Below are 22,016 nucleotides of genomic sequence, written 5' to 3'. Positions count from 1 at the left end.
CGACAATCCCGTAAGGGAGATTGTCGGGGGCTATTTAGCTTACCCTGTGGCTATGCTTGATCCAATCCAAGCGGTATCCGCAGCTTCGGATCGGGCCTAAATCTCGATGCGTTCAGCATCTAGTATCTTCTTATAGATAAGTGCAATTATTTGCGAGCGGTCGGTTACGTTCATCTTGTTAAAGATACGGCTCAGGTGATTTTTGACGGTATGTTCGCTGATAAACAGCGTGCTGGCAATTTCCTTATTCGTCTTCCCATGGACAATTAGCTCAAGTACTTCTTCTTCCCGGGGTGAGACCCCCCATTCTTCCTTCAGTGTAGTCAATGCCGGGCTATCCAGCAGCCTCGCTGCCGATACGATTCTCTTCTTAGGCCGCGAATCCTCCCGGCTCAGCAGAAACGACTGGAACGAGGAAATCCGTTCATCCTCAATCCAGGAAGCAATATTGTAGTCCTTGCTGTATCTGGATGGATCAATCCATTTGTGCGGAAGGCTGCCCAGATGTTGCTGATCGGCACCTCTTCCTGTATGCTGCAGTATCAGCGCAAGCACCTGGCCGGATAGAGGCAGGGGAGGCTTCTCCACAGTAAAGAATTGAGAGGCCAACTCGTCTACCTGCTGCAACAGCAGGATTTCATCCGGGTAATATCCAAACTCCGTTAACGCGTCAATCTGGAAAGGAGACAGCAGAGCCGCCCTTACCACCCTTTCAGCTTCCTCTTCAGTCAGGCCTATGTAACGGGCAAAATCTGCCGCCATATTGGAAGCGTCCAGCGATAGACTGCTCAGTTCAGTGTTTACATTCTGGAGGTAACGGCGCAGTTCGGTCAAAAAGGCCTCGGCCTGCTCTAGATACCTTTCTTCCTTCTCAAGAAGACGAATGGCAGCAGTGGCCAGACAGGCTACCGATTCGATGAAGGTCTGCCATTGCTCTGCTTCACTTCTCCCCCTGAATCCGACAGACAAGAGTCCTTTGAACTCGTTCCCGGATAGCAGCGGACATTCGAGCAGAACCGAACCTCCTGCCACCTCAAAGATGACAGCAGACGAGAGAAAGGATTGCCGGGAGTAGCGGGACTCCAGCCCTTTGACATACAATGCATCCTCATCTGAGGCCCAGCCCCTGGAAAAATACGTAATGTTTGAACTCACGATTTCCTGAAAGTAAACCAACGTGGATAGGGGATAAAAAGGCATGGCCATGACAACATCCAGCAGTTGCATACCCAGGTCTTTCCTCGACAACGCTTGCGGCAGCAGTCTAGCAGCTTCCTTAAGAAGGAACGTCCCTTCTTCAAGCAGTTTTCCCCTGCGCAGCAGCATTTCTCCCCAGTCGGATATTCCCAGCAAAGAGGCAACGATTTGCTCCTGCCGGTCGTAGCCCTGAACCTGTTCGTTTCTTCCAAAGCTGATTGCCAGCATAAGCGATCTTTTGCCGTTGTTGATCAAAACCGGATAACAGGACAGGCATTCCGGCAGCGTCATCCCCCGCCGGGTGAAGTAAAGAGATCTTGGATCCTTGGCAATGTCTGTCCAATGTCTCGGATCTTTGCCGAGGACCGCTTGTCCAAAAAAACCGTCCCCTTGCGAAAATACAGCATTCAGCAAAAGATGTGCCTCTTTTCCCGCAGCATAATTCACCTTGAATTGCCCTTCATCGTTCTCCTTGGCAAACGCATACAAATCAGCGGCTGAAAAAGTCCCTGCCAGTTGCTGGAGCACCTCTTCAATCTTCAGGAAATCCTCCTCCAGATGAGTCAGAAGCCGCGAAATCATCATAGCGTTTCTTTCCGTCACCGGCTTAAGGGCAGAGCCTCCTATTAATTTGCACAGGATACTGCCAAGAACGGCTATCTTGTCCCTGATCTCAAATATACGTTCACTACTGCTCTCGGGTAAGGCAGATAGCTCGGAACTTAGCTGATCATATTCCGGATGATTCTTCATCTTGGACTCGAAGGCTTGCAATACCAGTTCCTTCGCACCTTCCTCCATATAGAGGCCTGACCAGAGATAGTAAATCTCTCCGTACTCCGGAACCAGCGGGGTAATGATATACTTCAATCCAGGAATCCACCGGTCCAAGACGGCAGGATATGACAAGGCCCCCAAGCGGCGCAGTGTCTGCTCAAAAGGACGGTGTATGTGCTGCAAGGAATCAATAATTTCCTTATAAAACCTTCCTGCAATGGTTGGACGGGTTATCAGGTTTCCTTCCTGATCCGTTAGCACAAGAGCCTGACTCGTAACAGCACCGAATGTGTCTTGAAGTTGTTGAATCTCTTCCATTAATGAATCGGGTACTGCAGCGCTCAATGGAATCACCCATCCCCCCCGGAATAAAAGTTTAATTACTTATAAAATCTGAAACTTATAATTTGTAATCATAGTTCATTTTTACTATAGTTACAAATTGAATATTACTGTTCCTGGCAGTTTTCTCTTTAATTTACCCCCATAATTCGACTACATAACCAGACTTTCCCGATTAACCCATCATTAATCCCATTTCGGCTGCATTTTCCGAGAGAACCACAGCATATTCCTCGAGAGTTTCCCGGGACAAGCGGCTGACAGGGCCGGACAGGGAAAGGGCTGCCACCACGCTGCCATTGCGGCCGACAATAGGCACAGCCACCGCAGCAGCTCCTGGTTCCCGCTCCTCGAAGCTGGTCGCATAACCCCGGCGGGTAACTTCCTTAAGCTGCTCCAAGTATAGGCTTCTATCTACAGTTTCCGGCCAAGCCGGATCTGCCAGCAGCCGGATCTGCACCTCATGCGGCGCATAGGCGGCCAGCACCTTGCTGGAAGCGCCAACAGATAAGGGCAGCCGGGCACCAATCTGCGCCACCCGTCGGATTGCCTGCCGGCTCTGCACAGCCTGAATGCGCACACGTTCCAAACCATCGCGCAGATAGAGGCTGACCGTCTCTCCCAGCCGGTCGCGCAGCCGCTCCATCGCCGGAAGCAGCAGTGCCGCCGGCTCATCCAGCGTCGGCAGATGGGTTGACAGCTCCCAAATCCGCATACCGAGCCGGTATTTCTCGGTACTTTCATTGCGCATCAGAAAACCCTTCTCCTCCAGGGTAGTGAGCAGCCGGTGCACAGTACTCTTATGGAGGCCGATTTTGGCAGCAATCTCAGTCAAGCTTAAATCATCATTCTCCTTCGTAAAACACAGCAATATATCCAGCGCCCGCTCTACAGCACGTACGGTCAGTTTACGATCCTCCACAGCAATCTCCCCTTACCTGTTTCATTAAATGAAACCCGGTTACATAATTGTACATAGTTAATTCTATCTTAGAGCAAAAGCCCAAGGAAAGTCCAGTATATTAACTAACAGGAAAAGGCTGGGCCGCACTTTACAGTTAGATTACAAAAACGGCGAATTCATTGACTTTATGAGGGCGTCACCATACGATTAAACATATGAATTAATTATGCCGATACAAATGGAAATAGTTCATAACATGAAGCAGTTCAGCTTGATTTTGACTTTGCGATTTTAGGAGTGGATCTTATGGATCTGGCAACTCACCGTACCGGCAGACCGGTCTCACGCAAGACCAAGGAGGATAAGTCAGACATCGCCCCCAACCTTTCACTGGGGATGATTCGCGTTAAACATATTGTAGTTGCATTGCTGTTATCCGTATTTTTCTTCTTTGTGTTCTGCTTCATTGCCCTGCATGGCTATATTGCCTGGGTGCTGTCTAATCCGACAGTGGCTCCCCTGTACTCCAACCCTTCACTGGCCAAGGGGCTGGACTATGAAGATGTGACCTTTCAGGCGCATGACGGAAGCCGGACGATGCAGGGCTGGTATATCCCGTCCAAGGACTCTACCAAAACCATTGTCTTCAGTCATGGCTACGGCGCCAACCGCGAGGAATCCTGGGTACCGATGTATGATCTGGCCCATTATGCCCATAGCCTGAATTTCAACGTCGTCATGTTCGACTACGGCTTCGCTGCCCAGACCAACAAGGATATCGCTACCGGCGGCAAAAAAGAATCCCAGCAGCTCTTAGGCGCCATACAGTTTGCTAAGGACCGGGGGGCCAGAGAGATCGTCGTTTGGGGCTTCTCCATGGGTGCCGGCACAGCGCTTCAGGCGGGGTTAGTTACCAAGGACGTCGATGCGATGATTCTGGACAGCACTTTTTTGCTGGAGCCGGATACACTTTACCATAATATCAAACAAAATATCGATCTTCCCCGCCAGCCTTCCCTGGAAATTATGGAGCTGCTCTTTCCGGTACTGAACGGCACAGGGCTGAATCAAATTCCGTATTCCAAGGTAAAAGCTGAAGATTATCCTTTTCCCGTTCTGTTCATGCACGGCACGAAGGATGACAAGGCGCCATACCCGATTGCCGAAGAGCTTGCGGCCAACCAGAGCAACCCGTACTCGGATTCATGGATCGTCGAGGACAGCCACCATGAGCTGCTGTTCCGCGAGCATCCCCGCGAATATCTGCGCCGTGTTTCCGCTTTTCTGGGCAATGTGCATTTGGCTAAGAACCAGGAGAATGAGCAGACTTCCATTGCTGGCAAATAACCTCATAAGGTATCATCTTTTTTCAAAAATAATAGCGTGCAGAATGTATTCATAAAATACAACTCTGCACGCTATTTTTGTTATTTAGCTGCTACCGTCTTAGCAAAGCCCATGAAATCAGCCAACCCTTTGCAGTCTGCAGCTTTGCAAATGATCTCTTTAAAGATGTTCTCTCCCGGCAAGGCCACATAAGACACTGCTTCCGCTCATATAATGAACCGTTTAAGAAATCGGACGGGGGGACTGCATGTAATGCTATATGTATACGGACCGCTGCTGCCAGCACGAATACTCGAAGAAACTGTATTTTGGAAAACCCAGGAGAAAGAGCATACCGAAGTCATCAAAGCAATTGTGCCTCAATTGGAAGAGCCTTATGTCAAACTGCTCGATGAATGGGCTGTTGTCTTTGGTGCCACAGAGCAAGCCGCGCGGCGGCTGCTGGAAACTTCGCTCACTCCGGCATTTGCCGGACAGCGTGAGCTCGCTGCCCAAACAGAGCTGCTGCTGCAGACTGTCTGTTCCCAGTCACGTGAGTTCATCCGCCAGCTATACGCACTGTGCGAAAGCAGCAAGGCGGTGAAAGCCCAGCCGCTGGCGGCTATTGTACTGCTGCATATTATTCGCGAGTCCGAGTATTTCCTTGCTGTTCTGGAGGGACTGGGCACGCCCGGACAGGTTTCGGTTCTAATGCGGGATAGCGCAGCGGACCCGGCGGAGTATGCGTCTGTAGCTTCTGCAGAGGGCAGCGGCAACGGGTTTGGGCCTGCAGCCCCGGCAGTCCAAACCCGTGAACCCGGTTCTGTGCCTATAGGCGGGCATAAGCTGCCTCCGCTCCCTTATGCTTATAATGCGCTTGAACCGTATATCGACGAGAAGACCATGACTATCCATCATGACAAACATCACCAAAGCTACGTAGACGGACTGAACAAAGCAGAAATCAAGCTGGCGGAGGCCCGCAAAACCAACGATTTCGATCTCGTCAAACATTGGGAACGAGAGCTTGCTTTTAATGGTGCCGGACATTATCTTCACACCATCTTCTGGAACGTAATGTCTCCACAAGGCGGCGGACGTCCAACCGGCGCCTTGCTGGACGCCATTGAACGCAGCTTCGGCAGCTATGATGCCTTTAAAACGCAATTCACCGAAGCAGCGAATAAGGTTGAAGGCGGGGGCTGGGCTATTCTTGTCTGGAGCCCGCGCAGCCGCAGACTGGAAATTCTCACTGCAGAGAAACACCAGAATTTGTCGCAATGGGATGTTGTGCCGCTGCTCGCCCTGGATGTGTGGGAGCATGCCTATTACCTCAAGCATCAGAACAACCGCGCCGCCTATATTCAAGACTGGTGGAAGGTCGTCAATTGGCCTTATGTCTCACAGCGTTATGCCGCCGCCCGCAAGCTGGTCTGGCAGCCCTTTTGACACTCCGGGAAAAAACCAATAAGTTCTAAGCCCCGTGGACTGCCATTGCGTTACGGCAACTTATAAATAAACAGAGCCCTGCTCTCATCTAAAGTGAAAGCAGGGCTCTGTATGTGTACAAATCCGGGAGAATCTCCCCTATCATCTTATTCCTTGATCAAAGCCAAAAACTCCGCGCGTGCGGCAGCATCCTCACGGAAGCTTCCTCTCGTCGCCATGGTCACCGTCTTGCTGCCGGGCTTCTTCACCCCACGGGCACACATGCACAGATGCTCGCCTTCCACGACGACCATAACCCCATGAGGATTCAGTACCTCGGTCATGATGTCGGCAATTTGAGTCGTGATCCGCTCCTGCACCTGCAGACGGCGGCTAACCGCTTCAACGAGACGGGCCAGTTTGCTTAGTCCGGCAATACGCCCGCTTGGGACGTAGCCGATATGCACTTTGCCGAAGAAAGGAGCCATGTGATGCTCGCATTGGCTGTAATAGACGATATCCTTTACAATGACCAGCTCTTCGTGAGATTCATCAAAAGTTACACCTAGCGCCTCTCGGGGATCTATCGAATAACCGCCAAATATCTCCTCGTACATCCGCGTGACCCGTGCCGGTGTTTCCAACAGCCCTTCGCGGCCGGTGTCCTCTCCGATTAACTCCAATATCTTCTCAACATGGTACTCGATCTGCTCGCGGTTCACCGTGACCTTGCCGTTTACGTATTCCTTGATGCCCCCCATGAAACCTCCCCCTTCCGCACCCGCGTACACCTTCATCTATCCGGACCGTGTTACTTGCCCTTGCGCCGCTGCCCTTTGTTTGCAACAGGAGCACGTCCAGGCTGATTATTGTTCTTCATCATTTGCTGTGCACGCTGCATTTGCTTGCCGTTCAGGTTGTAACCCATTTGCTTCGCAACCTTCTGCAGCATTTCCGGATCATTTTGCATCGTTGTCATTTGTCTGCGTAGATAATATACGCCGATAAAGAATCCGCCGATCAGACCAACAACAAGCGTAATAATAGGCCATACAATATCCATCTGGAATCCACCTTTGTACTCAATTGTCTGCAGCGCCCGCTGCGGGCATGCGAATCTATCATAGCATTTCAAGAACTGGACAGCAATTGGTAAATCCCATGAGTCAGAAGAGGTAGGTTCCGGTGCCATCCGGGAGGGCGTGCTCTGCTTCGAGCTGCAGCAGCCGGGTCTTGATCGCAAGGCCACCGGCGTAGCCGACCAGCGTTCCTCCCGCACCGATTACCCGGTGACACGGTACAATTACCGGAACAGGATTGCGGTTATTAGCTCCGCCTACAGCGCGCACAGCCTGCGGATTGCCGATCCGCACAGCAATATCCTTATAGGAAGCGGACTCTCCGTAGGGAATACCGCGCAGCGCCTCCCATACCTGAAGCTGGAAGGCCGTGCCACGCATATCCAGAGCCAGCGTGAAGTCCTGCAGTCCTCCGGTAAAATATGCCTCAAGCTGTGCTATAGCCGGCTTCAGCCGGGACTCATCTTCGATTAATATCACGGTTCCAATCCGTACCTTGAGCCATTTCTCCAGGTTCTCCCGGCTCCCGGCAAATGTCCCGAATTCTATAAGACATAATCCCGCCTCTGTTGCACATAAGGTCAGCGGGCCAATCGGCGATTCCATTTCACTATAATACACAGCAGTTTCAGTTCCCAGACTGCCCCCCGCCAGCTTGCTCATTACTCTCCGTCTCCTCCCGCTTCAGCAGCTTCTCCCGCGCCCGTTCAAGCATCTCCCGGACCTGGTTGTCCTCTTCAGCCAACTGTGCCTTTTCAACAGCCGCCAGCGCCTCTCCGCCGCCAATGCGCCCAAGCGCCCAGGCCGCAGTCCCGCGCATTTCCGGGCGTGACTCCCGCAGCACAATTTCGGTCAGCTTCGGTACAGCGCCAGCCTCTTTGAAATTGCCAAGCGCGATAATCGCATTGCGCTGGATCGGCTTTTTGCCACGCCAGGCCGCCGAACTGCTGCCGAATTTCTCTTTAAACTCACGATTGCTGAGCTCAAGAATCGGCAGCAAAAGCGGCTTGACGATCTCCGGATCAGGCAGCAGCTCCGGACGGTGGTTCCAGTTCTTCCCGCGATTTATCGGGCAGACAATCTGGCAGGTGTCGCAGCCATACAGCCGGTTGCCGATCTTGGTCATATACTCATCGCTTAAGAACCCTTTGGTCTGCGTTAAATAGGAAATACAGGCCTGGGCGTTAAGCTGACCCGGGCCAACAAGTGCCCCGGTAGGACAAGCGTCAATACATTTCGTACAATCTCCGCAGCCTTCCTCCACGGGTTCATCCGGGGGAAACGGAATATTCGTCACCATTTCCCCAAGATAGATCCATGACCCCCACTTGGGAGAGATGATCGCACAGTTCTTGGCACTGAAGCCGATTCCTGCCCGCTCCGCTACAGCTCTGTCTACCAGCACGCCTGTATCCACCATACTCTCCAGCACAGCATCCGGCACACGCTCACGGATAAAAGCCTCCAGCTTCCCCAGCGCTTCACGCAGCACATGATGGTAATCCTGGCCCCAGGAAGCCCGGGCCAGAATGCCCCGGCGTGCACCCGGTTCAGATTTGGGCGGATTCTCCATCTTGGAAGGATAGGCCACCGCAATCGCCAGAATGGATAGCGGCGTCTCACCGGACGGAAGTGCCGGAATAGTCCGCTTATCCAAATCAGGCTCTTCAAAACCGGATTCATACCCCTTGTCCCGGTGATCCTGCAGGATGTTTTTTAAATATAGAAACGGCTCCGCTGTCGCAAAACCGATATCATCTATGCCCAGCGCCGGAGCGGCAGCCTTGATCTCCGCCTTGAGATCTTCCCATATGGAAGGCGGCGGAGCATAGGATGACTGAGTTTTAATGTTCATTTCCGCCTTCACCTTCTCTTATAATGAATTCAGTTTGGAAAGCGGCCACCAGATATAAACTGCCTTGCCGACAATACTCTTCTGCGGGACGGTGCCAAAGTAACGGCTGTCCTTGCTGGCTCCGGCATGCCGGTTATCACCCATCACAAAATAGCTTCCCTTTTCAACAGTCAGCCCCGAAAAATCAGGATCCTGAATCTCCGTATCAATATACGGCTCATCGGCCATTTTTCCGTTAACATACAGTTTATGGCCCTGTACCTCTATGAAATCACCGGGTACCCCAATGACGCGTTTCACCAGATATTCCTTGCGGTCCGGGCCGGTGCTGGGATCATGCAGCACAATAACATCTCCCCGCGACGGGTTCGCAAAGCTCAAAGTGATCTTGTTAATGATCAGCTTCTCCCCCTCAACCAGCGTAGGCTGCATGGACTGGCCGACCACAGTAGATATGTTGAAAATAAATATATTCAAAAGCGACATGAACCCAAATACAATTGCCGCGGTGATTACCCAATCCCGCAGTTCTAGAATCCATCTGTTTCCCGGCTGCAGTTTGGAGCCGTGATGTGTGACAGATCTGTATCTTTGCTTGCGGCTTCGCATAAATTCCCCTTCAAGCTCCTGGTCCATATGCCACCTTCTTGCCCAGATTGGTAGATCAAGTCTATAACAATAGAAAAGCATATCTCCCGGCCATTTGCAATGGACTCCAGGGAGATATGCTTTAGTATAATGGATCAGACTATGCAAGTCGCTATAGTTCTCTATTTAGTAAATGTTTCCGCTTACGCAGCACCCAAGATAAAGGACATTATCCAACGATGCTGAGCTTCCGTACTGATTTGAAGATTTGATTCTCGTCATATCCCATAGCTTCATACAGCGGCAGTGCAAAGGAATTGTGCTCATCAACGGCTACGAAAATACCGCTGACCTTGCGCGCCTGAAATCTGTGTTCCATCGCCGTTACAAGACTTCTGCCGATTCCTCTGCGGCGGTAGTCGGGATGGACGGCAATTCGGAAATAACAGCCGTGGTTCTTCTCGATTGTACCTATCAGCGCACCAACAATTTCTTCTTCATCCTCAGCAACTACAATGAGATCTGAATCCCAAGAAAGCTGTCTGGAGAAGGGCTCGATCGTGCTTTCAAAACATTCTTCCGATAATGCGCTCTGCAGCAGTTCAGTCACAGGGGTAACGTCGCTTAATTGAAAGGAACGAACGTGCATTCTTTAAAATCTCCCTTTTCTATGGCTTAGAATTTAACAAAAAGAAGGAGTTCCCGTAACAGTATAAAGAGGAAAAAAGGCATCAGAAAAGCAAAAATGGATGAATTTCGAGAATGTTGTCGAATCCATCATTTCAAGCAGCTTTTCGTGCGATCAAAGAAGTATTAACCTAATGTAAAATAGTCGGAAACTTCTCTAATCTCCAAAAACCGAGGAATACCTGCTTTTGACTCTATTAAAGCACACTTTTCCCGTTATATCACCATTTTTCTTTTGAAAGCGCTTAATATCAAGCGTTTTCATGAAGTATGTTTACATATTTTCTTTATAAAGGTAAATTCTAAGGTATAAAAGTAGAGTCTCCACGGAATTCTATAAGTTTAACACAGCATTTACACTTCCGGTCAGGTTTGTTAGATCGCAACTTTTTAAACGTTTATGTTTGTTTAATGTTGCATTATTGTTCCAGATACGGTTTAATAAAAGTATCTTATCGGATATAACCAATAAGAGGCATTGGAAATAAGGGGTTTTGACGTCAAGACTGCCAAAATTCTTTATCTATACAATTCTAATAAACTCAGGAGGGATTTTTCCATGGCATTTCAATTACCGGCACTTCCTTATCCGAACAACGCTCTTGAACCGCACATCGACGCATTGACGATGGAGATTCATCATGACAGGCACCATAATACTTATGTGACGAACCTGAACGCCGCTCTGGAAAAAGCACCTGAACTTCAAAACAAGAGCATCGAAGAGCTTCTCACCGACCTGAACGCTGTACCTGAAGCCATCCGCACTGCTGTTCGCAACAATGGTGGCGGACACGCCAACCATACCCTGTTCTGGGAAGTCATCGGACCAAACGCCGGCGGCGCACCTGCAGGTGCACTGGCAGCTGCGATTGACAGCGAGCTGGGCGGATTCGACAAATTCAAAGAAGATTTTGCTACTGCAGCAACTACCCGTTTCGGCAGCGGCTGGGCTTGGCTCGTGGTTAAGGACGGCAAACTTGCTGTAACAAGCACACCGAACCAAGACAACCCAATCAGTGAAGGTGCTACTCCGATCCTCGGCCTCGATGTATGGGAGCATGCTTACTACCTGAACTATCAAAACAAACGCCCTGACTACATCAAAGCCTTCTGGAATGTAGTAAACTGGGAAGAAGTCGGCAAGCGTTACGAAAGCGCGAAGTAAGGAACTGCGGCGACATCGCCGCGCCTCGCTCAGCCTACTCTAATCTATAACTCAAACGGCCCCGTCCTTTTTTAAGGACGGGGCCGTTGCTGTACGCAGGATGTGGTGTCCAGCTTACACCTTATCCCTAGATGTGAAAACGGCTGCGCCGTGTCCGGATTGGACATAGTGCAGCCGTTTTTCATTGATAGGCCCGTTATCTAGACTGAACTTGATTCGTAGCGCTTATGTCTGATTCCTGCCAGGCATTTATATGTGAATGCACTTTCTGCAGTAGAGCTCATTGCTCAGCAATAAATGACATTCTGCTGTATTTTGTACAACAGATTTCTGGATTTATCGCCAAAAACGCCTTTTCCACTAGATTCTGCTGTACAGCGTGCAATAGATTCTATTCTTTCCCGGACTTTGGACACCATTTCGTACCGCCCGTTCCGCCAGCCTATTCAGCCCTATTCCCCTCATCAAACCAATCTCCTCCGGTCTTACAGTTTCTGTGCTTCCAGCTCATCGAAATAATGGTTAAGCAGCTTTAAAAAAACGTTCGGAAAGGCGTAGTTCGCCATGTCCTCGCGGTTGATCCACCGCACGGCTCCGGCATCCTCCGGATTTCCGCTGCCGTCTGCGAACTGCTCGACCGGGCTGTCCGCGGCGGAGAAGAGATCAACCACATACGCATCTGGCGTGTCCATGGCGGGCACAACACTGGCTGCCGGCATGCCTGAGGCCAGTGCAGCACCAGCTTGCGTGCCATCTGCGGGTGCAGCGCTACTCGGTGTGCCATCAGCAGGCACACCGCCGCCTAGTGTGCCATCTGTGGGCACAGTAGTGCCTGGTGTGCCATTTACAGACACAGCACCGCCTTGCAGGCCATCAGCAGGTGCAGCACCAGCCTGCGTGCCATCTGCGGTCCCTTCGCTACCAGCCGTGGGCACGGCGGCAGCCGCGTTCCCAGCCGCGTATGCCGCCCGTCCCTCCGCCGCCAGCGGCAGCGCCGGGGCGTCCTCTTCCCTGCAGCGGTACACCTGCAGGGTCCACACGATATGGCTGAACGTATGTTCCGCAGCCATCCAGTGCTCTTCAGGCCGGGCGAAGATCCCGGCCTGCCGTAGTGACCGGCGCAGCCGGTCCAGCGCTGCCGCCTCAGGCAGCAGCGCTGCGGAAGCGCAGCCCTCCGCAGGCGGCGCCGGCCAGTGCGGCAGCTCCCACATGCGGGCCAACAGCCCGCTGGATGGCCGCTGCCGGATCAGCACCCGGCCCGCGTGCTCGCCGCGGCCCGTAACAAGGGCCGCCAGCCGCTCCTCGGGGCGCGGCGGCTTGGCCTTGGTCTTGACGGGCAGCGACGTCTCGCAGCCCGCCAGGCGCGCGGCACAGTGCTCCATCACCGGGCAAGGCAGACACCGCGGTGATTTCGGCGTGCAGACGAGCGCCCCGAGCTCCATTAGCGCCTGGTTGAAATGCGAAGCCTCCCCCTCCGGGATCAGCTCCGCCGCCAGCCGCTCCATCTTCACCCGCGTCGGCCCCTTAGCGATGTCATCCTCCATCAGAAAGTAGCGGGACAATACCCGCATCACATTTCCGTCTACCGCAGGTTCAGGCCGGTTGAACGCAATGCTGAGAATAGCTCCTGCCGTATAGGGGCCAACCCCTTTAAGGCTGAATACGGCATCGCGGTCATTCGGAACCATTCCGCCGTATTGTTCCTTCACCTGCCGCGCGGCATGCTGAAGATTCCGTGCACGGGAATAGTAACCAAGACCCTCCCAGCATTTCAGCACATCCTCCTCCGGTGCGTCGGCAAGCGATTCCACCGTAGGAAACCGCTCAATGAAGCGGTTGAAATACGGAATAACCGTATCGACTCTCGTCTGCTGCAGCATAATTTCCGAAATCCAGATATAATACGGATTGCGATGGCGCCGCCAAGGCAAATCACGTTTCTGCCCATGGTACCATTCCAGCAAATTACGGCTAAAAAACAACTTAGTATCTTGCTGCGCCTGCTCCTGTTGTTCATGCGTTGTCATCATTTATTCTCCTTGATTCTTTATATTCACTTCACACAGGCATCAGTGGAGCTACGGCCTGTCAGTTCATTCAAGTCCCATACTATAAGCTCCAGCCTTCCTTGCCGCTCAAACCGTCCGTTCCATTACCGCAAAGGTCGAAGCCAGCTCACGGCTGTGGGTAATGGTAAGATGAATAAGGTACTCCCGGCCTTTCAGCCGGAGCCGTTCCCAGGCCTCCTCCGAGAGTGTAACGATCGGTTTGCCATATACATCCGGCAGGATCTGAATATCCTGAAACCCCACTTCCCGGCCGATGCCGCAGCCCAGCGCTTTCACAACCGCCTCCTTGGCCGCGAACCGCCCGGCTATGAACTCCGCAGCGTTACCGCCCCGCCGCTCCAGAAGCTCAAGCTCTGCCTCTGTAAGGATGCGCCGGATAAACTTCGCTCCAGATCCTTTATTCATTAATGCTTCAATCCGCTGGATTTCCAGCACATCATGCCCGATCCCGTATATCAAAATCCCACGCTCCTTATGGACGTGCAGTCATAAACCGCTTCAATCTGATAGCTATCCTTAATAGCTTTGTTAATGGTATGATCTTCATATACATTATCCGTAAATCATATAGATTATAGTTGTCCCGGATTCTTTCTGCTATCTTAAAAGAAAAAACTGCTGAAGTCTATTCTGCTGCTTCCCTCATCATGAATCTTAACCACAGAATCTCAATTCTACATTAAGAAGACATAATAATCTCTGAAAGCTATAGAGAGGGGAATCGACCATGAACCGCAATTTTCAGTTGCCTGCCGGAGAAGATGCCGTCCTGCGCTGCTCACATTTTCCAGCTCAAGGCAAAGCCAATAGTTTGATTGTTATTGCCCACGGGTACAAGGGCTTTAAGGATTGGGGAATGTTCCCCTACCTAGCAGCCGCGCTCAGCCAGGAGCATGAAGTGATCTCCTTCAATTTCTCCCATGCGGGAATCGGTGAGGATCTGCAGAATTTCACCGAGCTTGAGAAGTTCGCCCGCAATACCTATAACCGCGAGATCAAAGACATGGAGATTCTGCTCTCCTATCTCAGCCAGCATCATAAATTTGGCAGCCTGCCCTTATTCCTGCTGGGTCACAGCCGCGGCGGCGGCGATTGTCTGCTTTACGCACTGGACCACCCGGAGGAGATTGCCGGAGTCATCTCCTGGAACGGAATCACCGATCTGGATTTATTCACAGATGAACAAAAACGCGAAATGAAACAAAGCGGCCGGACTCATGTACTCAATGGCCGCACGGGTCAGCAAATGCCGCTCGATGCCGTCATTATTGAAGATCTGGAGCGGCAGGCCGAGCGTTACAATCTTCTGGAGCGAATGAAGACCGCCGCTTTTCCCGTTGTCCTTGTTCAAGGGACCCAGGATAGCGAACGGCTGCGCCGCGGCTCGGAGCAATTGGTCAACCTCCGGCCCGATATAGAGCGGGTGCAAATTCCGGAGGGAAATCATACCTTTGGCAGTGTTCATCCTTTTGCCGGTACCACTCCGCAGCTGGAACAGGCGATCGACGCTACCCGCCAATTCATCCGCAGCGTACTGGCCGGATAACCGCCATATCATATAGTACTACACACAAAACCGCCGGAAAGTCTGAGTATGCACACAGATTCTCCGGCGGTTTTGTGTATAAAATTCTCCTTCTAGATGCCCGGTATTACATTGCGCTTGTGCGCCGTTCTCCGGTAATAAGCTTCCAGTTTCCCGGCAACCTCAGTGCTGACCTGTTTGCCCTCCAGATAGTCGCTGTTGTCATCATACGTAATACCCAGCTCGGTTTCATCCGTCTGTCCGGGCCAGAGGCCGGCCGTCGGTGCTTTGGTCACGATATCCGCTGGTACTCCCAGATAGGCTGCAAGCTGGCGTACCTGGCGCTTGTTCAGCGAGCTCAGCGGTGTAATATCGACTGCGCCATCGCCCCATTTGGTGTAAAAGCCGGTAATGGCCTCGGAAGCATGATCCGTTCCCACTACCAGCAGATTATTCTCGAAGGAGAGTGCGTACTGCATAACCATGCGGGTTCTCGCCTTCACATTGCCTTTGCCCTGATGTGTAATGTGACGGTGCTGGCCCAGCGCTTTCAGGCTGTGTTCAACCTCAAGTGCGATCTCATTTACAGCTTCCTCAATATTGGTCTCAACCTTATGTGTCAGTTCAAAAGCTTCAGCCACCGCGTAGCTGTGCTCGATATCCTCCTGAACACCGTAAGGCTGGAATACGCCAAGGGTGATGTACTCCTTGCCTTCTTCTGCGGTCAGCTCATCGGTTGCCCGTTTGCACAGGCCTGTTGCCACCGCACTGTCGACTCCGCCGCTGATCGCAATGAGCAGCCCTTTTGCTCCTGCCTGCCGTACATATGCTTTCAGGAAATCGACACGCCTCCGTACCTCTGCCTCTTCATCAATGGCCGGCTTTACGCCGAGGGCAGCAATAATCTCTTCTTGCAAGCTCACAAACCACACCCCGTTTCATCACTTTGAATGGTTCATCCCAAGTTCAACATAATTTATAGCATGAAGCATATAAATTCTTATGTTTTGAAAAAATCCCGCAGCAGCCGGATTGCCGGCCACCGCGAGATCCTATGAATTAACCGCTATTACTGGCACAAACGGTTGAATACTTCCTTCAATTCAGCAGCAATTTCGGCAGCTGAACGGTCTTCTACCCCATGACGCTCAATAAAATGCACAAGCTCCCCATCCTTCATCAAAGCGATAGATGGTGAAGAAGGAGGATATGGAGCGAAGTATTCACGTGCTTTAGCAGTGGCTTCCTTCTCCTGTCCGGCGAACACGGTGAACAGATGATCCGGCAGAATTTCGTTCTGCAAAGCTTGGGCTACACCAGGACGGCATTGGCCGGCTGCACAGCCGCATACAGAATTGACGACAACGAGCGACGTCCCCTTTGCGGTTGGAAGAGTGGTTTCCACCTCTTCTGGAGTCAACAACTCCTGGAACCCGATACTTGTCAGGTCATCACGCATAGGCTGAATTGAATCTCTCATATATTGATTAAATGACATGGACATTCCTCTGCACTCTCCTTTGCCTTGTAAAGTGTTTGGTCAGGCTGCATTACAGCAGCACTTACTAACTTTATTATACATGCATACTCTGTGAAAGCAAGGAGGGCCCTGCTGCTGCAGCGGAGCCCATCGTCTGTGACTTGTGCCTCTATCAAGGGATGTTCACTTCAGCAGCCTAGTCGTTGCTGCACTTTCTTCCTTCTCAAAAGGAAAGGATACGGTGAACACTGTGCCCACGCCCTCCTGCGATTCAACCGCGATCTTTCCGTTATGCCGCTCGGCAATGCTCAGACAAAGCGATAACCCGAGCCCGGTTCCATGATTTTTTGTTGTGAAAAAGGGGACAAATAAATTCTCAATCTGGCTTGTTGAAATTCCGCCTCCAGTGTCCTTAATCATCAGCTCAACTCTATCCTCATTCACACGTGTCTCCAAGGTCAACACCCCCTTCGGGTCCATGGCCTCCATCCCGTTGCGGGCCAGATTAAGGACGAGCTGCTTAATCTCCCTGACATTCAGCATCAGCAGAGGCAATGACGGGTTTAGCCGGAGTTCAATGCTCTGGCCCCTGAGATTGGCATCTGCCCAGATCAAAGGACTCAGCTCTTCTACTATAAGATGAAGCTGCACCATTTCTTTATCCGATACACGGGTCTGTGCCAGGGACAGAAAGTCATTGATGATAGCGTTGGCCCGGTCTAGCTCATCCATCACGATCTGGTAGTATGAATCCAGCTCGCCCGGACTCTTCTCTCTCATAAGCTGGAGAAATCCGCGTACGACTGCCATGGGATTGCGGATCTCGTGCGTGATGCCTGCAGCCATCTGTCCAACCAGCGTTAGCCGCTCTACATTATCAAGCTCGCTGCGAAGCTTCGCCTCCTCGGTCAGATCCTGAACGATCATCACAACGCCGCCAGGAATTCCGGAATCCTGCAGCAGAGGCTCTGTATAAATTTGATATGTACTCGTTGCACATGTAATTTTGGCATTGGTGCGCTGTTTGCTGCGGACGATGTCCTCCAGCCGGGAATAGGTCTGCTCGTCAATATATTTTCTGAAAAGCTGGCCTGCAGGTTGGGACATTATAGTCTCCCTTGTCAGTTCAGGATAATGGCGATGAATCAGCTTGAGCATAAATTCGTTAAGTTCTGTCACATACCCGCTGTCATCCATCGACATAATATTCAGCTGTACTGCATCGGTAATCTGCTGAAGCTTCTCTGATTCCAGCTTGAATTTCTCAGAGATCCCCTTCATCTGCTCCTTATATTGAAGCTTATCCCAAGCGGTTTCGATACAAAATATAAATAATCCGCCGAGCATGATAGTAATAAACAGATATACCGTGATCAGCAAGGTATCTGCCGAAAGGGTTTCATATGTATTCTTGCCGTACATTTTGGGTACGAGCACAATAAAGAGCATGCTGGGGGCTAAAACAGCCCATAACCTGCCTATCTTCTGGACAATCTTTGCTTTCTTAAACGGCCGGACAAAGGCAAACAATAGCGGATACATAAGAACCCCAGTATTAATTACCCATTTGTCTATTCCATGTGATACCGAAAACAGAGCCGTGCAGAGCATAAAAAAAGCAGCCAGGCTTATCCCGGAGCGGAAATTCCCATATAATATACCGATATAAGCGGGTAATATAGCCAAATTCAAATAAACAACCCCGAATAATGTTGTTGAGAAAATGGTGCAAAGGGTAATGCTAATGGCACAGCAAATCATCAGCAAAGCCTGATCATCCGGGAATTGCCGATTTCTGCGTATAATGTGGCTTTGATCCAGCCACCATTGAAATAGAAATATAAAGGAACTGGCAGATAAGATTTGCAATAAAATATCCTTTACCGCATCTAAAATTGCAATCACTCCCCAAGTTGGACAAATTACCCTTTCCACTTAGATTAAAGCACAGCCGGGCTTTTCTGACAACGATAATCACAAGCCGGTTCCACAGGTCTGGCTACACCGCGGCCGGAATGGTATGATGCCGTTAGTAGAATACCGAAAATGCTGAAATTCGCTATACCTTAAGCATGTAAAGGAGCAGATTCATGAGCAACTATGATGTAATCGTCATTGGGGGCGGCCCCTCCGGGCTGATGGCCAGCGTGGCCGCTGCGGAGCACGGCGCCTCCGTATTACTGATTGATAAAGGGGCTAAGCTGGGCCGGAAGCTGGGAATCTCGGGCGGCGGGCGCTGCAATGTAACCAACGTCAAGGAAACCTCCGAGCTTATTGCCCATATCCCGGGCAACGGCCGCTTTTTATACAGCGCATTTGATCATTTTAATAATCGGGATATTGTCGATTTCTTTGAAAATTTGGGCATCGCCCTGAAAGAGGAAGACAACGGGCGGATGTTTCCCGTGTCGGACAAGGCCTCCAGCGTCGTTTCCGCTCTAATCGGCAAAGTTCGCAGCCTGGGTGTGCAGATTATGACAGATAGCCCGGTGCAGGAGGTCCTGTACGGAGACGGTAAAGTAGAAGGAATCCGCCTGAAATCAGGCAAGGGGGTTGCGGCTGGCGCTGTCGTAATCGCCACGGGAGGCAAATCAGTGCCTCAGACCGGTTCAACCGGCGACGGCTATCCTTGGGCGATCACCGCCGGACATACAATTACGGAGCTGTTCCCGACGGAAGTGCCCATTATTTCTAGGGAGGAATGGATCAAGTCAGGGGAACTTCAGGGGTTGTCCCTGCGGGATGTGACGCTGAGCGTCTGGAATCCCAAAGGCAAGAGGGTGATCTCCCACCGGGGAGATATGATCTTCACTCATTTCGGGCTGTCCGGCCCGATTGCGCTGCGGTGCAGCCAGTTCCTGCGCCAGATCCAGCGTAAATCCGGAACGGACACAGTTGAGCTGTCCATTGACCTTTTTCCCGACCATCACCCGCAGGAGGTGGAGTCCCAGCTGCAGAACAAGCTGGAATTGGAGCCTAAGAAGGCCATCCGCAATTCCTTGAAAGGTTTGATTCCGGAGCGCCTCATTCCGCTGCTGCTGGCCAAAGCCGGGGTGGACGGAGACATCACCGGCTATCATCTTCCCAAAAGCGCCTTGCAAGCGCTGGCCGCCCTTCTGAAACGGATGCCGGTCTATGTTCACGGCACCCGGTCTCTGGCTGAAGCTTTTGTTACCGGCGGAGGTGTCAATCTGAAGGAAATCGATCCCAAGACGATGGAGTCTAAGCTTATGCAGGGACTTTATTTCTGCGGTGAGGTGCTGGATATTCACGGCTATACCGGCGGCTACAATATTACCGCTGCTTTCTCCACAGGTTACACAGCGGGCAAACATGCAGCTGGACAGCATTAGAAGCAAGGGGGCATCCACCGTCTAGGACTACAAAGCCCGCCCAAATAGCGTCCCCTCTAATTAAAAACAGCGTTACTTGCGTAAATCGGCAAGTAACGCTGTTTTGTATTTAGCGGGTCTGCGGCAGCTATCTCTGAAACCGCATTGTGCTGAACATTCTGGCAATGAAAGCCCCGGTTAAATAACCGAGTGGAATAAACAGCAGCAGCCCCCACCATCCATACAAAGGAATGCACACCACACCAGAACAGATTGCTGTATATGGAACTAGCAGAATCGGTATTGCTGCGGAACCGGCATCGGCTTTCTGAGCTTTGGTAAAGGGCAGGATCCCGATATAGTCGTCCCCTGCAAACAATAACCAGAAAGAAGTCAGCCAGTAGGCCATTAATAACGCCAGAATAATGAGCAACCCCCATTTCAAAACCCCTGGAACGATAAAAATAGCTATCATAGAAACGCCCGTGAACGCAAAATAGAGCTTCAGGTGTGCCGGATTGCGCACAAGTGCTTTAATGCCAGCCGCCGCGAAGCGGCTCTCCGGCTGCTTCGAAGCCAGGAGCGGCTCGGATTTGCGGAAAATCCAAGGTTTATAGCGTGTGGGACGCGGTTTATCAAGCACGCCCCGCAGCAATAAACCGGCAATTCTCATTCGCTGCTTGTAGTCTTCCCGCACATCGCTCATAAAGGTTGCGTGCAGCCGTAAGCGGAAGCGTATCGCCCATACAACCACAGCACCATATACGGCGGCAGCGGCCAGCAGCAACAGAGGCTGGCTGTCCCAATAAATAGCAGCCCTGACATAAGCGGCACAGGGGACGGTCACGGCCGGAATGAGCCACAGCCAGCGGCGGAAGCCCTGGCGTTGTACCTTAACGAGGTGTCCCAGCAGTTTGACGCACCAGCTGCAGGTTATGGTCATTGCAAGAAGCGATGCGGCAGCTGCCCCGCTGAGTCCATACCCCCGGACGATGAAGGGCAGCAGAATAGCAAATACCGCTGCCATCTTGAGGGCAGTTACGGTAAGACTATACAGAAGCCCCCGCAGCATAATGCTTCTGATCCAGTTTTGCCGCTGCCTGAGAAACAACGAATCCCCTTCCTGGAGCAGCAGCACCATACCTCCGGTAGCAATTAGAGCCGCCAGCAGCAGCGGAAGCAGCATAAAGGGGGTCGCGGTCGTCCATGTTGGCATTTCCCCGCTCCAGAACCCGAAATAGAACCGTCCGCCCAGCAGGCCGCCGGGAATAACTAGGTAGAGCAGGACCGTCCAGTCGGCCGCCGTGCGGATAATCGCCGATTGCTCACGCCAATGGGAGATCAGGCGCCGCCGGAACAGCTGCGGAGCCGTAGGAAACGCATACCCGGCTTTTTTGCCGGAGGTTTTAGGGTTAAGAACAGCCTGTTCCTGACTGCTCATGTCAATTCGTCGAAGCAATCAAACAACGACCCCTCCGGCAATCCGGCAATGTCGCGGATTTCCTCCAAAGTGCCTGTTGCTGTTACTTCCCCGCTGGAGATCAGCACGAAGCTATCGCAGATTTTCTCCGCAGTATCCAGTACATGCGTGGACATCAGAACGCCCGCACCGCGCTTCCGCTCGGCCTCCAGGAGACGCAGGAAATCCTTCGTGGCACGGGGGTCAAGCCCGATAAACGGCTCGTCCACAATGTAGACGTCAGGCTGGACCAGGAAGCCAAGCATCAGCATCATCTTTTGCTTCATACCTTTGGAGAAGCCTGCAGGCAGGTCATCCCGCACATTTCCCATACCAAACTGCACCAGAAGCTTCTCGGCGGTGGCCACAAAAGTCTCGTAGCTCAAACCGTAGGCAGCGGCTGCCAAATCGAGATGCTCCCACAGTGTCAGGTCCTCGTAAAATACCGGCTGTTCCGGTACGTATGCATACGATTGACTCTCTCCGCCGATAACCACTTTAGCCTTGGCATATTTCAACAAGCCGAGCAGCGTCTTGATGGTAGTGCTTTTCCCTGCTCCGTTTGGTCCGATCAATCCCAGCAGCTGGCCGCGCCGCACCTGGAAAGAAATATCTGAAATCCGTTTGTCGCCCGCTTCGTAACCGGCTTCCTCAATGGAAACATCGAGCACGATATCTTCCTCTTCCCATTCGCCCTCAGCTTTGAACCCCTCTGCAGAATCATCTTCAAACTCTGTCTCTTTCATACGGCTTCCATCTCCTAAGTATCAATTCACAAGTGTCCCGGCTGCTTTTACCGT

16 protein-coding genes and 3 pseudogenes are annotated in these 22,016 nt (G+C 51.7%); 5 read left to right on the top strand and 14 right to left on the bottom strand.

Annotated features, from left to right (window positions below):
- Window positions 1-96: 96 nt before the first annotated feature.
- Window positions 97-300 (bottom strand): annotated as a pseudogene (locus NST99_RS02945) (response regulator transcription factor); the annotation flags it as partial.
- A 2,191-nt stretch (window positions 301-2,491) separates the two neighbouring features.
- Window positions 2,492-3,238 carry an IclR family transcriptional regulator gene (locus NST99_RS02940; RefSeq protein ID WP_341089622.1) on the bottom strand — a complete coding sequence of 249 codons (747 nt, stop codon included), beginning with the start codon at window positions 3,236-3,238 and terminating at the stop codon, window positions 2,492-2,494.
- A gap of 288 nt (window positions 3,239-3,526) precedes the next feature.
- Between NST99_RS02940 and NST99_RS02935 the strand changes: the two genes are divergently transcribed.
- Window positions 3,527-4,567, top strand: coding sequence for an alpha/beta hydrolase (locus tag NST99_RS02935; RefSeq protein WP_341089621.1), 1,041 nt, complete (start codon window positions 3,527-3,529; stop codon window positions 4,565-4,567).
- Between the two features lie 252 nt (window positions 4,568-4,819).
- Window positions 4,820-5,995 carry a Fe-Mn family superoxide dismutase gene (locus NST99_RS02930; protein ID WP_341097534.1) on the top strand — a complete coding sequence of 392 codons (1,176 nt, stop codon included), beginning with the start codon at window positions 4,820-4,822 and terminating at the stop codon, window positions 5,993-5,995.
- Window positions 5,996-6,141: 146 nt separating this feature from the next.
- Here the strand turns inward: NST99_RS02930 and folE are convergent, their stop codons facing one another.
- From folE to NST99_RS02900, 5 genes and pseudogenes are all read right to left on the bottom strand, one after another.
- Window positions 6,142-6,735 (bottom strand): GTP cyclohydrolase I FolE, encoded by a 594-nt coding sequence (folE, locus tag NST99_RS02925; protein ID WP_341089620.1) that lies wholly within the window; start codon window positions 6,733-6,735, stop codon window positions 6,142-6,144.
- 50 nt (window positions 6,736-6,785) lie between these two features.
- Window positions 6,786-7,037 carry a YneF family protein gene (locus NST99_RS02920; RefSeq protein ID WP_341089619.1) on the bottom strand — a complete coding sequence of 84 codons (252 nt, stop codon included), beginning with the start codon at window positions 7,035-7,037 and terminating at the stop codon, window positions 6,786-6,788.
- Between the two features lie 103 nt (window positions 7,038-7,140).
- Window positions 7,141-8,908 (bottom strand): annotated as a pseudogene (queG, locus tag NST99_RS02910) (tRNA epoxyqueuosine(34) reductase QueG).
- 18 nt (window positions 8,909-8,926) lie between these two features.
- The gene (gene lepB, locus NST99_RS02905; protein WP_341089616.1) at window positions 8,927-9,544 is read right to left on the bottom strand and encodes a signal peptidase I; all 618 of its coding nucleotides are present in this window, start codon (window positions 9,542-9,544) and stop codon (window positions 8,927-8,929) included.
- Between the two features lie 181 nt (window positions 9,545-9,725).
- The gene (locus tag NST99_RS02900; protein WP_076112803.1) at window positions 9,726-10,145 is read right to left on the bottom strand and encodes a GNAT family N-acetyltransferase; all 420 of its coding nucleotides are present in this window, start codon (window positions 10,143-10,145) and stop codon (window positions 9,726-9,728) included.
- A 597-nt stretch (window positions 10,146-10,742) separates the two neighbouring features.
- On the opposite strand from NST99_RS02900, the gene NST99_RS02895 reads away from it, so the two are divergent.
- Window positions 10,743-11,351, top strand: coding sequence for a superoxide dismutase (locus NST99_RS02895; protein ID WP_341089615.1), 609 nt, complete (start codon window positions 10,743-10,745; stop codon window positions 11,349-11,351).
- Between the two features lie 1,010 nt (window positions 11,352-12,361).
- Here NST99_RS02895 and mutY read toward each other — a convergent pair.
- Window positions 12,362-13,378, bottom strand: a pseudogene (gene mutY, locus NST99_RS02890) (A/G-specific adenine glycosylase); the annotation flags it as partial.
- A 108-nt stretch (window positions 13,379-13,486) separates the two neighbouring features.
- Window positions 13,487-13,879, bottom strand: a complete 393-nt coding sequence (acpS, locus tag NST99_RS02885; protein WP_341089613.1) for a holo-ACP synthase — start codon at window positions 13,877-13,879, stop codon at window positions 13,487-13,489.
- A gap of 268 nt (window positions 13,880-14,147) precedes the next feature.
- On the opposite strand from acpS, the gene NST99_RS02880 reads away from it, so the two are divergent.
- Complete coding sequence (locus NST99_RS02880) at window positions 14,148-14,966, top strand: alpha/beta hydrolase family protein (protein ID WP_341089611.1); 819 nt, start codon at window positions 14,148-14,150, stop codon at window positions 14,964-14,966.
- 92 nt (window positions 14,967-15,058) lie between these two features.
- Here the strand turns inward: NST99_RS02880 and nadE are convergent, their stop codons facing one another.
- The 3 genes from nadE to NST99_RS02865 all read right to left on the bottom strand — a co-directional run bounded on the left by nadE (window position 15,059) and on the right by NST99_RS02865 (window position 17,874).
- Window positions 15,059-15,868, bottom strand: coding sequence for an ammonia-dependent NAD(+) synthetase (nadE, locus tag NST99_RS02875; protein WP_341089610.1), 810 nt, complete (start codon window positions 15,866-15,868; stop codon window positions 15,059-15,061).
- A gap of 146 nt (window positions 15,869-16,014) precedes the next feature.
- Entirely contained in the window at window positions 16,015-16,449 is a 435-nt protein-coding gene (locus tag NST99_RS02870; protein ID WP_038585544.1) for a BrxA/BrxB family bacilliredoxin, read from the bottom strand.
- A 159-nt stretch (window positions 16,450-16,608) separates the two neighbouring features.
- Window positions 16,609-17,874 carry a two-component system sensor histidine kinase NtrB gene (locus tag NST99_RS02865; protein WP_341089609.1) on the bottom strand — a complete coding sequence of 422 codons (1,266 nt, stop codon included), beginning with the start codon at window positions 17,872-17,874 and terminating at the stop codon, window positions 16,609-16,611.
- 641 nt (window positions 17,875-18,515) lie between these two features.
- Here NST99_RS02865 and NST99_RS02860 point away from each other — a divergent pair.
- A complete protein-coding gene (locus NST99_RS02860) occupies window positions 18,516-19,778 on the top strand; it encodes a BaiN/RdsA family NAD(P)/FAD-dependent oxidoreductase (protein WP_341089607.1) in 1,263 nt (420 codons plus the stop codon).
- Window positions 19,779-19,905: 127 nt separating this feature from the next.
- Here NST99_RS02860 and NST99_RS02855 read toward each other — a convergent pair whose 3' ends face one another.
- Window positions 19,906-21,216, bottom strand: a complete 1,311-nt coding sequence (locus NST99_RS02855) for an ABC transporter permease (RefSeq protein ID WP_341089605.1) — start codon at window positions 21,214-21,216, stop codon at window positions 19,906-19,908.
- Window positions 21,195-21,962, bottom strand: a complete 768-nt coding sequence (locus NST99_RS02850) for an ABC transporter ATP-binding protein (protein WP_341089604.1) — start codon at window positions 21,960-21,962, stop codon at window positions 21,195-21,197. The genes NST99_RS02855 and NST99_RS02850 overlap by 22 nt, the downstream gene beginning before the upstream one ends.
- Between the last annotated feature and the right edge of the window lie 54 nt (window positions 21,963-22,016).

The sequence above is a fragment of the Paenibacillus sp. FSL L8-0470 genome (genome assembly GCF_038008625.1).
In the GTDB taxonomy this organism is placed as follows: domain Bacteria; phylum Bacillota; class Bacilli; order Paenibacillales; family Paenibacillaceae; genus Paenibacillus_AQ.
This window is presented reverse-complemented; position numbering and strand designations above follow the sequence as displayed.